At 37.3% G+C, this 14038-nt stretch carries 12 protein-coding genes; all 12 read right to left on the bottom strand.

The window, feature by feature from the left end:
* Nucleotides 1–63: 63 nt before the first annotated feature.
* Nucleotides 64–249, bottom strand: a complete 186-nt coding sequence (locus tag Ga0466249_RS07505; RefSeq protein WP_215828839.1) for a hypothetical protein — start codon at nucleotides 247–249, stop codon at nucleotides 64–66.
* A gap of 49 nt (nucleotides 250–298) precedes the next feature.
* The gene (locus tag Ga0466249_RS07510) at nucleotides 299–937 is read right to left on the bottom strand and encodes a hypothetical protein (RefSeq protein ID WP_215828840.1); all 639 of its coding nucleotides are present in this window, start codon (nucleotides 935–937) and stop codon (nucleotides 299–301) included.
* A gap of 382 nt (nucleotides 938–1319) precedes the next feature.
* The gene (locus Ga0466249_RS07515; protein ID WP_215828841.1) at nucleotides 1320–2057 is read right to left on the bottom strand and encodes a hypothetical protein; all 738 of its coding nucleotides are present in this window, start codon (nucleotides 2055–2057) and stop codon (nucleotides 1320–1322) included.
* A gap of 138 nt (nucleotides 2058–2195) precedes the next feature.
* On the bottom strand, nucleotides 2196–2624 hold the full coding sequence (locus tag Ga0466249_RS07520) for a RusA family crossover junction endodeoxyribonuclease (protein WP_215828842.1): 429 nt from the start codon (nucleotides 2622–2624) through the stop codon (nucleotides 2196–2198).
* A 99-nt stretch (nucleotides 2625–2723) separates the two neighbouring features.
* Nucleotides 2724–4016, bottom strand: a complete 1293-nt coding sequence (locus Ga0466249_RS07525) for a DnaB-like helicase C-terminal domain-containing protein (protein WP_215828843.1) — start codon at nucleotides 4014–4016, stop codon at nucleotides 2724–2726.
* Nucleotides 4000–5004 carry a hypothetical protein gene (locus Ga0466249_RS07530; RefSeq protein WP_215828844.1) on the bottom strand — a complete coding sequence of 335 codons (1005 nt, stop codon included), beginning with the start codon at nucleotides 5002–5004 and terminating at the stop codon, nucleotides 4000–4002. Before Ga0466249_RS07530 ends, Ga0466249_RS07525 begins: the two co-directional genes overlap by 17 nt.
* A 156-nt stretch (nucleotides 5005–5160) precedes the next feature.
* Nucleotides 5161–5949 (bottom strand): Rad52/Rad22 family DNA repair protein, encoded by a 789-nt coding sequence (locus Ga0466249_RS07535; RefSeq protein ID WP_215828845.1) that lies wholly within the window; start codon nucleotides 5947–5949, stop codon nucleotides 5161–5163.
* 70 nt (nucleotides 5950–6019) lie between these two features.
* Nucleotides 6020–6226, bottom strand: coding sequence for a hypothetical protein (locus Ga0466249_RS07540; RefSeq protein ID WP_215828846.1), 207 nt, complete (start codon nucleotides 6224–6226; stop codon nucleotides 6020–6022).
* 171 nt (nucleotides 6227–6397) lie between these two features.
* Nucleotides 6398–6673 carry a helix-turn-helix domain-containing protein gene (locus Ga0466249_RS07545; RefSeq protein ID WP_215828847.1) on the bottom strand — a complete coding sequence of 92 codons (276 nt, stop codon included), beginning with the start codon at nucleotides 6671–6673 and terminating at the stop codon, nucleotides 6398–6400.
* 33 nt (nucleotides 6674–6706) lie between these two features.
* A complete protein-coding gene (locus tag Ga0466249_RS07550; RefSeq protein ID WP_215828848.1) occupies nucleotides 6707–7048 on the bottom strand; it encodes a hypothetical protein in 342 nt (113 codons plus the stop codon).
* A gap of 580 nt (nucleotides 7049–7628) precedes the next feature.
* Entirely contained in the window at nucleotides 7629–10484 is a 2856-nt protein-coding gene (locus Ga0466249_RS07555) for a DEAD/DEAH box helicase family protein (protein ID WP_215828849.1), read from the bottom strand.
* A 374-nt stretch (nucleotides 10485–10858) separates the two neighbouring features.
* Nucleotides 10859–14020: a site-specific DNA-methyltransferase gene (locus Ga0466249_RS07560; RefSeq protein WP_215828850.1), complete on the bottom strand. Its 3162-nt coding sequence runs from the start codon at nucleotides 14018–14020 to the stop codon at nucleotides 10859–10861.
* Between the last annotated feature and the right edge of the window lie 18 nt (nucleotides 14021–14038).

Here is a 14038-nt window from a genome sequence, read left to right on the forward strand (position 1 = left end):
CGCCTTTCCCATTTTTATAACGTGTTATCCAATTGAATCATTGCTATTTTAATGAAGAATATGCTATTTCTCGTTAAATTTATCGGCCATATTCCCGAAGAAAATTCCCGCAAGGTTTAATACGACAACACCGATAGCGATGGCTATTATTCCTTCTGGTGTTTCCACATCAAATCCAATCGTAGCAAAAAACTTATCACCAACCGTTTTGCACCAACCCGCCATTTCAAAAATAATATCCATCATCATTCACCTCTTCTTAACGTTGTACCTATAGCGACATCTCCTCAGGTATGGATTAAAATGGCTCTTCATCTGTAATCAGGAGATTGCATAACTCATCATTGGCCTGATATGTTATCTTAGGGTTTTCCTTGTCCTCTGTATAATCCTTATCGATATTTAGAAGATTATATTCGTCCAATACTTCCAGAGCGTTTTCAACCCCTTTAGACTTGAATCCATATTCATTGAGAAGAAACAGGTTTAAATCCATCAAGTCTTGCCACGTACGCGTCTGGCTGTCCTCAAACGTGTTGCCGCATTTGATACGAAAAAGAGCGGCGATTGTAAGCGGTAACGCAAGAAAGAACTTATCTGATGTAAATGTTTTTTTAATCCGCGATAGGATATACGTAGTCGTAATTGCGCTGGCTGGTTTGACGTAGCCCTTAGGTCGCTTTGCCATCTTCTCAGTCACAAGATGGATTCTCTTTATTTCAGCCGCATTTTTCAATGTATCTTCAAACGCAACAGGGTATTGTTGCATTAACTCTTCCATATCTTCATCTATATCCTCTAATTTTTCAAATCGAAATTTGTTTTTATCCAAACTATTCACTTCCTCTATATTTTGCATTTCTCTATTATGCAAATCGGTCATGAAATTCAGAAATTCGTGCCATTTTTCGAAAGAAAGTTTTATTTCATACCCCATCAGCAGCATCTCCCTTCGTTGCCTCTCTGCTTAGTATAAAATAATTTCTTGAAGGCCATTGCCATTTTCCGTTCCGTTTTCGCATCAATATAAAATATTTTTCTGTAAGACTAATAAAATGGCAAGAAGTCATCATTAAGAAACTCTGCTAAATCAAACACTATTAAAAACAGCAGACATATATCGCCTATTTATTGGCTTTAACAATAAATAGGGGTACAATTGAATGAACAACACTCTCCATTTTTTTGTACCACCTCACGGGGTGGTTTTTCTTTTTATCAAAACTACGATTATAATTCTAATTTTATAGTGGTTAAAAAAATTCACAAAAAAAGGACCAACTCACGACGAGCAGTCCCTTTTAATGCATTGTCCCAAATCAGCAGTGATTACAATATGCATCTTCCAAAAAATCCACTTTTTCCTTATCGGTTCCTGGAATATCAAGCCAGTGACTTTCCTTACCGCACTCTTTACATTTAAAGACAGGCTTTTTCCTTTTTATAATGATGACATCTTCAGCCCTTTCCAGCAACCTCGCAGTTTGAATCTCTTCTTTCTTCGGCTCTTTTTCGAAAATCAAGCTAGTGATGTCATAATCATCAACACTTATCTGCACGCTATAGGTAGCAATATATTTCCCTGTATATTTGCCTTCGGTTACTTTTCCAATTTCCACTTCGCTAGTATTCAGCCAAATAGATATTGATTTTTCGATAGCGTGAGCTATTCCATCCCAGCCATGCTCTATAGCTACTAATTGTAAATCCTGTTTACAGTCTTTCAAATAAGCTGATGAACGCTTATCCATTTTGCTTCCTTGAATCGATTGAAACAAGTCAGGCGCAAAGGCTTTTGCTAACTCTTTATCTGTTGTCTTAATTGCGCCAACAGCAAGTGCCTCTTCTTCGGAACTGCATTTCACACCAAACGTCAAATATACAATACATGGTTTGACGGGATTAATTACTTGGCTTTCATAGTCACGGATTGAAAAAAACTTATTTCTTCCTGGTATTGTCAGTTCAATACCATCGTACTTGACTTGCGGATTGTAAAACTCTTTTACTCGAGCTATTTGTTCTTGTGTTAATTCAGCTTCAAAATGGTTAAACATTGTTCATCGCACTCCTTCTATATCCTCATTGTTTTCAATTCCTGAAGAGGCCCTTACCTCTTCAGTCCTATGGATTATATCTAAGAAAAAGTAGATTTCAAGATACTAACAAATATTTTTTAAAATATTTTCAACGGCTTAATCAGCCTTCGTTATCGCTTCAATTTCGATTTCAACTCGAGGATTATCTTTGTCAATTCCGACAATCCGAGACCCGTCAAGAGATTTGATTTGCGAATCATTATTATACAAGCCAAATTTTTGGAGAATGTCTTGTGTGGCCTGAATCAAGTTTACAAGGTCCGCCTTACCTCGTCTGTCAGGAAAATAATAGAGCGCCCGCATATGAAGCTGAACCTCTGCATCAAATAATCCTTTTAAATTCTCGTCCATCTGCTTGATAAACTCTTTTTCATATTGCCGATACTGCGGACTCTGGATAAGCATCGGCCTCCCCGTATTCCTATTTCTAATGATTTGGCAGTGATTTTTTTTCGTCACTGGACGACCTTTAATTATAAGTTTGGTCATATTTTGATTCTTCTTGTATTCGCTTTTGATAGTCATGATGAATTCTCCTGATTTTGCAATTTGCTAAGTAAAAAGATGATATGATGTTTTGAATTGGAAGAATAATTCACCATTCTTTTGTTTTTAAATTGTCGATTAGATTTTAGATACATTAAAGAACTGTAGTTTTCTGCCATAAAAATTGATAGGAATCACTATATTTTCCGCACCCATGCGCTGTTTGGTAAACTCGATAACCCTTGTGATTTCAGCAAGCTTATAATCATTCACGAATCCTTCTAAATCTGCTTCTTCTGGCTTTCGAATCCAGAAGGCCAAATCGGACTCCCAATCCACATAGGATGCTCCTGCTGTAGTTCCGTCAGTTCTTACCTGAACCAGAGCAACAATGATGACATTAAGCGATTTTGCAAGCGTCTTTAAATATTTAGCAACATCTACTAGCTGTCTCCATGATTCCTCTTTATTGTTTTTGGGCAACTGCATTCTTTGCAAATAATCCACAAAGAAAACTTTCGTACCGTATTTTACGTTATATTCCCTAATAAGCGATTCAACTTGATTGACAGTCGGAAAATTGATATTAATAAGTCTCAGTTTAGAGTTTCTGACTTTCTGTTTTGATTCTTCAATTTCAGATTTTAAGTTTTGATTTTTATATGTCTCATGGTCGAGCAAAGAATGCCAGTAAATATCATCGCTTTGTGAAATTGATGATATAAGACGACCTGCTAATTGTTTATTGCTCATTTCCATGTTGATATAGACAGTCTCGATTTTTTGTGTAATCCCGAACGCTTTAGCTAGATGAAGAGCAAGGGCTGTTTTACCCGCTGCCGTGAATCCCTTTAGCAAAACCAAATCTCCAAACTGAAAACCTGCTGTAACCCGATTCAATTCAGCTAGGTCGCATTTAATGGAAGGAACAACTTTCCTTTCTTCAATGTCGTTCGTAAATGCATCAAACTCATCCATTAAGGCATTACCGTCAAGGGTTTGGATTTCAGCTCCCATATTGGACAGTGAGCCGATTCTTTCCATCGCTTTTCCAATTAAGTCTTTTGTGTCTGTTGTTCTGTCGGCATTTTTAAGAATATCCTCCGCAATCCATTTCATCTCCTGTATCTTTTTTGCTTCTTTAATCTTAAAGATGCAGTAGTCAAAATCATCAAGATGAGCTTTCTCTTTGGTAATTTTAATAGAAGGCGTTTTTTCAATGTCTTCCAAATGATGCTTTTGAAGGTTAGACTCTTTAATCACACTCATAAAGGTGATTGGCATGTTTTTCTCGAGAATCGTTCTTAATCCGAAATGGACCTGCATCATTGTTTGGGAAAAGATTCCGATATCTTCTTTAATAAGTCGGATAGCATATTCTTTGTCATCAAGGATTTTATTAAGAATATAGGATTCAAATTGGTTCATCATGATTTTTACACTCCTTTGGGTAGTTCTTGCCATTCAAAGCGGCAAGTTGTTTTTTTATGGCCTCTTGAACGTCGAAAGCGACGGAGGAATTATCTATCTGATTTCGCTTATCATTTGCTTCTATAATCAAGCGAGGAAGAACATTTTCACTTGTCAGCAACTTGACGTCAAAACGATTGATTTTATTTATCCAGCCATTTTTGAAAAACGCATCTATTGTTGCTTTTGCCTTTCCTAAATCATCATTTACGTTTTCAAGAAGGATATTCATCTTCTTTCTATCCAGAGCGATAGCGGCGGGGTAGCTAGAACCAGTTTTGTCTTGATATTTGCTATAGAAGTAAGACACCAACTCAGCAGATGATGCTTTTTTCACTTTTGGAGAAGAATCACTTCTTTTAGCCTTTTTGCTATTACTTCCCGTTTTCTCTTCTTCCCCTAAAATAGAAGATTCACTTTGCTCATCTGTCTCTGATTCAGAAGAACTATCCTCATAAGAATTATTATCTTCTTTGTTTATTCCCTTATTATATATAGGTAGGTTTCGAGTCTTTTCCGAGTCCGTACCGAGTCGTTTGTTGCCAGAACCCCCTTCCATTCCTGCATTTTCACGAGTCGTTACCGTGGCATCTACTAAGTCAATACCAAGTCGTTTTTCAACGCCTACATAGTGTGTAATAGAGATGATTGTCGTCACCGAAGGAATTGTTTTTATCTTAATCCACCCCTCTCTTTCTAATCTTTTCCAAAAAGTATCCATTTTGTCTTTTGTCCAGTAATTACCGCGCAATTGCTTTATAAATTCACCAGGTGCAGTTGCTACATCGCCGCGTTTCAGAAGAATTTTGTGCCCCTTATGCATAACCCATTCATCTTCGTACTTCGCTCTTGAATATAGGCGAACTAACGCATTTTCTTCATATTCATTTCGTATCACTTGAGATTCTAACAACCAGCGTGGCATCTGATAATAGCCCGAATTTTTCATATAAATCCTTTCTAATTTAAAATAAATTTCTGCTAATACTACTTCATTTACTTTGGTCTCATGTATAATACCAATATTTTTTGTACATTCAATAGCTATTGAATATTTTTGTTAACTACCTAATGCCTCTCTTACATTTAAATTTTGAGATTAGATTTAAAAAGTGATTTCGTCATCGTCTAGGGCTTCTTCATTGTGTTGGCGAGGAATTGGGTTGCCAGAAACTTTCTGCTGTACTCCTCCCCCTTCCTTCTGACAAGAATAACAAATCGATTTGCCAAATTTTCGCGTCGAAAACTCCTTTACATTTGCAGGAACATTAATTTTGTGGCAAACGGAGCATTCGCAAAGGTCGCCTTGTTGGTCTGTAGCTGCTTGCCCAAGCTTCTTGTCTTCCATTCGCACCACGTTATCTGGAACTGGTTGATACGAGTATTGCTGAGCTGGTACAGGATTCGATTTCTCTTCTCCTCCAGGTAATGCCCAAGCTGGCAATTTCGGCTGTTGTAACATTTTATAGTTCTTCCCAGAGCCAATTTGTTTAATTGGAACCCATTGCGCTTCCAATCGGTAAAGGTAGCGTCCAATTCCGTAATGGACACTAGCTCTTTTGAAACTATTGCTGAGCGAGCCCTTGACTTCTTCTATCTCAGTCTCTTCTGCACCGTCTTCCTTACTGACCCATTCTCCATTTATTTTTACAGATAGAGTACAGATAACGCCTTTCCCTCTCCACTCTCTAAATTTAGCGGACCAACCGCCAATCCCAAACACTTCATCCAAACGATTTTGAATTGCTCGGCTGGTAACATATGCAAGTGCCATGCCTTGAGTTTTGTCTGGATTCATTGAGCCGATTCTAAATTCGATATCACTAAGCGGAAATGGAGCTTGCAGCTTCCTCATAATAGTTTCTTGGTCTTGGTTATTAAAATCATTTGTCATTGTGAGTACCTTCTTTCAAAAATTAGATTTATATTTTAGGTTTTTAGAAATCCAAAACCGTGCGGACAAATCAAGTAAAATAATGTTTCTCGCCTTGGCTTGCGTCATAATCGTAAATTTGAGACTGAAATTCTTCATACAACTGGTCAATCATGTATTGCTCCTCTTCCAGTTCTCGTTCGATTACGACGCGAGTATTTTTAGAAGACGGATAACCGCATTTTTCAAAATCCTCCTCCGCAAGCGGATGCAGATTGTCGAATAAGATTGTGCACATTTTTGCCACTCCGTTTCAAATATGTTTTGTATTTTGGGTCAAAGCCACCGCCGACAACAGTTCCATTAGACCATATCCTGATTTCAAATTGATGTTTCTAAAACCAATCACTAGCATCAGGTTTTGAGTCCTGATGAAACTAGTGTAGCTGGACAACGCCCAGCCACACCGTCAAACTGGCTGAATTGATTTGCGACCATTTTTAAATCTTGTTCTCATCATTTTTCTTACCCCTGCTTTTACAAGTTGACGGTATTCTTGCATGAGGTTGACATTCAGAATTTCCTCTAAAGCCACTAATTTATCCACTGGCGGAAGGGAAAAATTAACTTCGTAGTTGCAAATTTGTTGTTGTGTAACAGTTTCCCCGAGTTTTTCTGACAGCCTAGTAGCAAGTTCGCCTTGCGTTATTTTTTGTGCCTTCCGTGCAAGTCTCAATGTTTTCATTTTGTTTCACCCCTTTCATTGGAGATTGATTTGTTACAACTGAAATTCAATTGACTTTAGGTCTTTTTTCTCGAGTCCTATCTTTTCTATGATGTCGAATGCGTACCACTCAGCAGCGTCAAGTTCGATTTCCTTAAGCGTTTCTGGATAAAATTCGTCTAAGTAGCCAACCGCGCTTCCGTCGAATTTTATGTCATCAACTTCCATCTTTGAATAATCCTGATTGTAAAGAAATTGAGTCGCTTCGTCCTCAATGCCTTCCCTCATTTCGTCTCCATTCCATTCGCAAGTTTCGCCGTTGACTATTACAGTAGAGAATCTAGAATAATAAATGGTTCGTTTAAGGGTTTCAAATAAATCTTGAGCATTTGTCACTTTTATCGCCTCGCTTATTATATTTCTAGCGGTGTTTTTCCAACGCTTTTGAGATTATACCAACGTTTTTTTATTTCACAAGCCTATTTTGTAAATTTCTTTGAACAAAAAAAAGAAGATTGCGCGAAGCAATCCTCTTGGCTTTTGGTGTCATTTATGCGTATATAGCATTAAGTTTTTCGATTTCCATTTTAAATTTTCTTCAAAATACAAATGTAAAAATCTTCTTTTTCAGAGAGGTTAAAAATATCTCCTGCGGTCAGCTCATCAGTGACAGCCATAAACTGAATTGAGAATGAAGACTACTCATTTTGCTAAACCATCAAATTATGGCAAATTATTTTTTTATAGTCAAAAAATAATTCTTATGATTTATTTAATCCTTCATTGTTCTGTTTTCTTTTATTTACTGCAATTACCTTTTATTTTCACTATATATGCTTATATATATCATGATTTATTTGGGCAGCTACCTCACTCTACTCGCCAAGCAATTGGTATTCATGAGCAATAGCGAAGTCGTTCGATTTTAAAATACAAGAAGGTCTGGCGTTTTTATTACTCCAGCCCTTCTTACGTGCTATGGCAGTATCTTGCTAATCATCACTTCCATGCAATCTTCATTATCGAGGCAAAGCACATTCTTTGCCTCTCGTTCTGGTTTCGACATCCCCCACCATTCTTTTAAATCAGCAGACTTTGTACCAGACATGATAAAAGAATTGAGAACAATTTTCTTGTCAGTACTAGTCGGCTGCAATCGCGCTTCTAATTCCTTGATAGTTGCATAGAATTCAATTTTGGGGTCATTCGGCATAATCTTCATCAAGCCTTTCGGGTCGACAAAGCTGATATACTGCGTATCAGGCGTATCAATCCAAAGCACATAGTCAGGATAAAAGTTCCCAGCTTCAAAGAAACCCATCCCCACTTTACTCTTATTCCGAAGTAAATATAGATTTTTGCCGTTAAAGACATCTTCATTGCTTTCCGTATATGCCTTTAGTAAATCAACAAAGAGTTTCTCATCCTCATTGAGGCTGACTGGAGACACTTGAATTTTAAGTCCATTCGCTTTCAAGCAGATTAACGGCGCATATAAATGTGCACGGAAATCAAACGCTACAAGCGAATTTTTAAATACTCCTGTCTCATATCCAGCAATCCCCTTATCTTTATTTAACAGTCCGCCCAATTCCTCGACAAAAGTTTTAAGAGATTCCGCGCTGTTATCACGTTCATCCACTGCTGTATACGAAATCGTATACTCGGGCACAAAATTATTATCATCTTCCAATAACTCTTGGTATTCAAGCAAGGGAGCTTCCCATTCGCCCTTCTTGTACTTATAAAACTTGTCCATATAGCTTTTCAAGACCATCACACAGTAATCAACGGCAGCTTCCAACTTCTCCATTGATTCAATCTGAATATGGACTTTAGGGATAATCAGCGAATACCATCCATCTGTTTCAAGAATGCTTTGCAACTTTTCTTTTTCAAGACTGATATTATAGTAAAGTTTTTCATTTTTGTACATTTGCAGCTCTTTAAAGATTCTATCAAAATCAAGATAAGGAATGAATTTTTTCTCTAGCGTATGCTCTCCTGTGGTAGAAATCATTTGCAAACTACCACTTGATTCAATCGTCTGGACTTTTGACCGACAATCAATAACCACTCTGTTTTTCGTCAGATAATGCATAAAGCCATCATCAGGAACATCCAAGATAAGTCTTCGTGACTGTTTCTTAAAATTGGCCCCAGCTTTTACCTTTATCACTTTGAGCTTTTTATCTTTGATTTCGTTATACCTACTTAGCACAGGCAGTTTAAATTCATGCGGCTTATCATTTGCTGGCATTTCTTCAAGCTCAAGGTATTTTTTAAAATCTTCCATGTATTGAGCTTTTATGCCAAAAATAGTAAGCGTTTCTAGGAGTTCGATATGTTTTGGTATGTTCACTCCTCTATCATCAAGCTTGCGACTTCGTTTCAAACAGCCCTTATGCCCTCTCAAGCGAACTCCTCGCCCAAAAAGCTGAATCGCCTGAGAGCCTTCGCCCTTTGCGAAATTGATGAGTCCCATTGTCGAGACACGCCAGCTATTCCAACCTTCAGTAAACTTCCGTGAACCAATTAGTATCTTGATATTTGAATTAGCCGAATTGATATTGCGAAAAAGAGAATCAGAAACAAATTCCTCGTTTTTCGCCACAATGCCCTTCTGTTCACAATTTTTAACCAAACCTGCTGTGTCTCCAATACTGATAACACCGAAATACTCGCCATCTTCACCAATCTTTAACCCAATTTCCCCCTGAACTTGCTTGAGGTTTTCAATATGAAGACGTGGCGCATCGGAAGTAGTATCACTATTAAACATAACACGCAACATATCTACATAGATATCCTCTGCATTGGGCATCCCGCCAAACAGGGATTTCAGTGCATTAAAATCTTGTGAAAACAGCTCGTTACCGCTACCATCTATCAAACCCGTATCCTCATGTAAAACTGCGTCAATGCGTTCAATCGTTTTGTCTTTACGGTTAACAAATTTATCGATAAAATCCAAGACCTCTTCCACATCGGTCAGCTCGGCTTTTGAAGTAGATGCTGTCACGCGATTTCCAACAAAAACAAGCAACGGATTTTGAATCTCAAACGGTGCATATTCTTTGCGATATGTGCCAAATAGTTTGATTTGTTGATAGAAGGATATCAAGCAGCCTGTCAGATATAGATAGCGTTGTTCTTCATCTATACCCTCTTTCAAATTATAGATACGGTAATCCTTGCCATATCCGTCTTCATAAAAATATTTATAGGAGTAATCCATGATGATGGATTTGCAGTATTCTCCCAATAAGTCATGCTCTTTCGCTGCGTTCAAAGACTTTAATGCTTGTTTGAATGTGGCCGAATACTCAAAAGCAAATCCGCCTTCCGCAGAAAGCCTGGTACGATAGTCATACCAAACATCACCAGATAAACCTCGATGTGCTTCATCGACGAGAACAAGGTTATTTTGCTCAAAGCTATCAATGGATACTGTCTTTACTTTCCCTTCTTCTTTAAGCTTGTTCATGTCAATTACAACAACATCTTGGCGCTGAAAATCGAGCCCCTCTTTTTGGAATAAAGCGGCTGAAATAGATGACAGGTGTAGCTCCTCCAGATGTTGGTTAGACATTCCCTCATTAGGAGATAGCACTATCACTTTGTTAATCGCCAAATTGCTATTCACTCGCTGTGCCCGTCTCAGATAATGTGAAAACTGCAAAATATTTATGTGCATCATCAACGTTTTACCGCTGCCAGTAGCACACATAAACGCCAACTTGTTCATATTATCTGGCGTATAATGATGAAATGAAATAGCCCCCATCGTTTCTGTTGAAACAGCATCCATATATGCGTTTAAATCTGCCACCAAATTATCTCTATCAGAAAAATAACGGTCAAGATAAATTTCCGTAAATAGCAAAGAAATGTACTGAAAGTACTTTAATACGATTCCACCACGCCGTTCACCAATTTGTTTTACATGGCGACAAATATTTTCGTCATACAAACGTAGCTTATCACGGTTAATTTTTACAGAGTCTTTATTGCCGCTACAAATACGACTAAGATAGTCATAAAAATATGTGTTTTGGTTTTCATTGTAGCCCTCGTACTCCATGTCATTCAGCTTACTCGCAAGACTGGATAATGTGCTTTTTCCAAACGAACTTAAAAAATAGCGAAATAGAAGAAGCTGGTCATTGAAAGCTACGCTATTTTGTTTATTTACTCGCGCCACAACTAAGCCTCCTCAAACATACGATTCTTAAATTCAATTTCTATCATATTCACTTTCCAGCATTCATCCTCGGCTTTCATATTTTCGAGATTATTATCACCATTGACATAGATGATATCAAACTCACGGTCAGCTGGATTAATACGATGTTTAGCAAAATACGCATCAAGCGCAGCATTACTTGCAATCAAATCATCCGTTACCGTTCTCCATATAATCAATGCACGTCGTCCATCGGGAAGTATGCCTTCTACCTGCTTGAAGGCATATTCTCCATCAATGTCCTTAATAAGACGCACAGCCCCCTCATAATTATCTTTATCATCGCGTTCTGCTTTAAAATAAGCAATAACGCTCTGACGCATGACAGACAATCCCAATAAATAGTTAAATGTTTCCACTAGGTCAATCACTTTATCTTTTGTTTCGTTGTTTTCATTTATCTTCATTTTGTAATTAAATGGTGTTTTAAACAAATTGAGGTTTAGAATGCTACCTTCAGCTTCAGCATCCAACATATAGTTGATAAGATAATCATCGCCAAAAAGTCTTGCCATCTGATGTTTTTCTTCTGAAAGTGCAATATTAGAAAGCGCATCTTCATAGCTTTCGAGACGAATATACTTCATTATTTGCGATATACCTGTGCAACGATTTGCTGGTTTTCCATTTTGCCATTCTGCTGAATATATAACTTTCTTCATTCTTGGTTTAGTAACAGTATTAAAATACTCACCCATTTCGACAAGAATATATCGCAGGTTCTCTCTATCTTCTCTATTAAGATTTAATACAGCGTGTCCTGTTGTTCCTGAACCAGCAAAAAAATCAAATACTATATCAGTACCCTGCGCCTTACATACTCTAATACAATCCATTTCTGCATAAACAGACTTAGGAAATAAAAATTTCCTGTTTATGCCAAAGATATTAGTAAGCAAATTTGTGCCATGAGAGCCCGCAGCATACCGAGCATTATCCCACCAAGTATTAGGCAGAGCGCCTTCATCATTGAAGTAGTTTTTTCGATATAATTGAATATCATCATTTTTAATTTCGATTTTAATATGGGAAGGATTCTTTTTGACTCGTTCAATTCCCCACTTCCACACTTTCTCTTCACCAGCATCTGTTATAGGAAAAACAACAACTTCATCAACAGTAGGAGTTTCTAACACATCCCACATATTCGATACTGCGTTCCACCTAAGCTGTGGTATACGGAACGAAATTTCCTTCTTGTTGATGTAAATAGGGTAATACTGTTTAGGTCGGTCTGCATGGTTTGAGTCAGTTCCTGTTTTTCTAAAGTTATCCCATAGAAAAGCCTTACCCTCATCATCCCGCTCCGAATACCTATCTTTCTGCTTCTGAGAATGTTCAAGGCGACCGACCGATTTCAATTGGTCACTTATTCCACTAAACAATGCATATTCATGATTTACGGCAAACCCTTTTACAGTCGAACGTCCTTGTGGATTATTGCGTATCGAAACAATACCTTGCATATTTTCCTGTCCAAATATTTGTGAGAGTAGTATAGATGCATTATCCTTTTCATAGTCATCTATTGTAAGGCAAATCATGCCATCTAGTTTCATTAACGGTGCTGCTATTGATAGCCTGCTCTCCATCATACTTAACCAAGTAGAATGTTTAAATCCATTTTTATATAATATTTCTGATGCATCTGCATTATAAGGTGGGTCAATATAAATGCACTTTATTGACTTCTTGAACCGCTCAGTAATTATGTTAATTGCATGAAAATTATCACCCTGAATCAAAACTCCATTTGTTGATTCATCAAGGTTATCAATTGATGCGAGCAATCTATGCTTAAAGTCCGTATTAAAATATCTTGTATCAACTATAAGATTCAAATTCTGGTGCAAAAACTCGTCTGTCAAGTGATTCGAAAATCCAATCGTATTTTCACTACCCATAATCTCATCAATTGCATACAAATCAATCCATTCCCTAACCTGTGCATCATTTGAAATAATCTCGGGAAAGAAGCTTTCATTAATTTTATCTAGTGTAATACACCAATCCGTGCTAACCACAAATTTCTTTTTCAGCCACAACTTTTTTTGGAAATTCTCTATTTGGGCAAGAAAATCAATTATGATTTTCCCAACACGTTTTACTGCCTTCACTTTTGCAAGATAAGTTTCAACGCGTTTTTCATTTGCTGTATCAATGTCATCCAAATGTATAATTTCACTTTTAATATAAAAATCTAATTCACGCATCAAAAATCCTTGTAAATCTTTATGAACAAAATAGTCAAAAGTATTTTTCGCCACGTAGGCTTCCAGGTGTTTTTCCAGCAATGTCTTGGTCTTTTTCGGATTATTGGTAGCAATCGGGCGCAGCAAGTCGAACCATTCCTTATACTTTGATGCAATAGCTGCGCTTATCTTCTGATAATTTTCTTCCACAAACTTTTTCTTTTTATCTTCGGGAACATCAAATACAAAGCGGATAATCATTTCATTTCCGCTCACTTCAAAAGTCCTTATATCGGGGTACTCTTCCGTTTCCTCCCACAGCATAAACGTACGCTTGCTATCATCACTTTCCTTGTTATTGTTCTGTTCTGTAGTGGCATCCACTAAACGGAAATGAATCGTTCTATCGCCATCTTTGAATGTGTAATCCTTAAAATTCTCAGCACTCTTAATATAATATTGGTCTTGATTTGCCCAATATAATTTTACTTCTTCTCCTTCATAAGGAATGGCATATACGCCTTCCTTGTACCGCCGTTTTGATATAAAATCTCCTTCATCATAATAACGGTTAAAAAAGCTGTATAGTGCAGAGTACACATCTGTCTCAAGAGCAGACATATCTACGCCGCCCGCTAATTGTGATTTAAGCGTAGCATATTCTTCTGCCATTTTACTGGTTGCCACGTCCACCCCTACATCACTACAAATCTTATCAATTTCTGCAATTCGTTTTTCTATGTCTTCTGTATTCGATGCAAAAGGAGCCAGTGCGTCCTGGACTCTCTGAGGTAATCCTTCAGATAAGAATCTTTCAACCTCTGCTTTACGTATATTCATAATACGGTAAATGCCAAAATCCAAATCAGACTTGTCCAGTTCAAAAATATTTTTCATCAAGTTCGTAAAACGATTTAACTTCTCAGACATTTTCTCTACCTCTCTCTA

The sequence above is a fragment of the Pelorhabdus rhamnosifermentans genome (genome assembly GCF_018835585.1).
GTDB lineage: Bacteria > Bacillota > Negativicutes > UMGS1260 > UMGS1260 > Pelorhabdus > Pelorhabdus rhamnosifermentans.

Coding starts and splice junctions, on each gene's coding strand:
- Ga0466249_RS07505 (WP_215828839.1), bottom strand. CDS start 249: ATGATGATGGATATTATTTTTGAAATGGCGGGTTGGTGCAAAACGGTT.
- Ga0466249_RS07510 (WP_215828840.1), bottom strand. CDS start 937: ATGGGGTATGAAATAAAACTTTCTTTCGAAAAATGGCACGAATTTCTG.
- Ga0466249_RS07515 (WP_215828841.1), bottom strand. CDS start 2,057: ATGTTTAACCATTTTGAAGCTGAATTAACACAAGAACAAATAGCTCGA.
- Ga0466249_RS07520 (WP_215828842.1), bottom strand. CDS start 2,624: ATGACTATCAAAAGCGAATACAAGAAGAATCAAAATATGACCAAACTT.
- Ga0466249_RS07525 (WP_215828843.1), bottom strand. CDS start 4,016: ATGATGAACCAATTTGAATCCTATATTCTTAATAAAATCCTTGATGAC.
- Ga0466249_RS07530 (WP_215828844.1), bottom strand. CDS start 5,004: ATGAAAAATTCGGGCTATTATCAGATGCCACGCTGGTTGTTAGAATCT.
- Ga0466249_RS07535 (WP_215828845.1), bottom strand. CDS start 5,949: ATGACAAATGATTTTAATAACCAAGACCAAGAAACTATTATGAGGAAG.
- Ga0466249_RS07540 (WP_215828846.1), bottom strand. CDS start 6,226: ATGTGCACAATCTTATTCGACAATCTGCATCCGCTTGCGGAGGAGGAT.
- Ga0466249_RS07545 (WP_215828847.1), bottom strand. CDS start 6,673: ATGAAAACATTGAGACTTGCACGGAAGGCACAAAAAATAACGCAAGGC.
- Ga0466249_RS07560 (WP_215828850.1), bottom strand. CDS start 14,020: ATGTCTGAGAAGTTAAATCGTTTTACGAACTTGATGAAAAATATTTTT.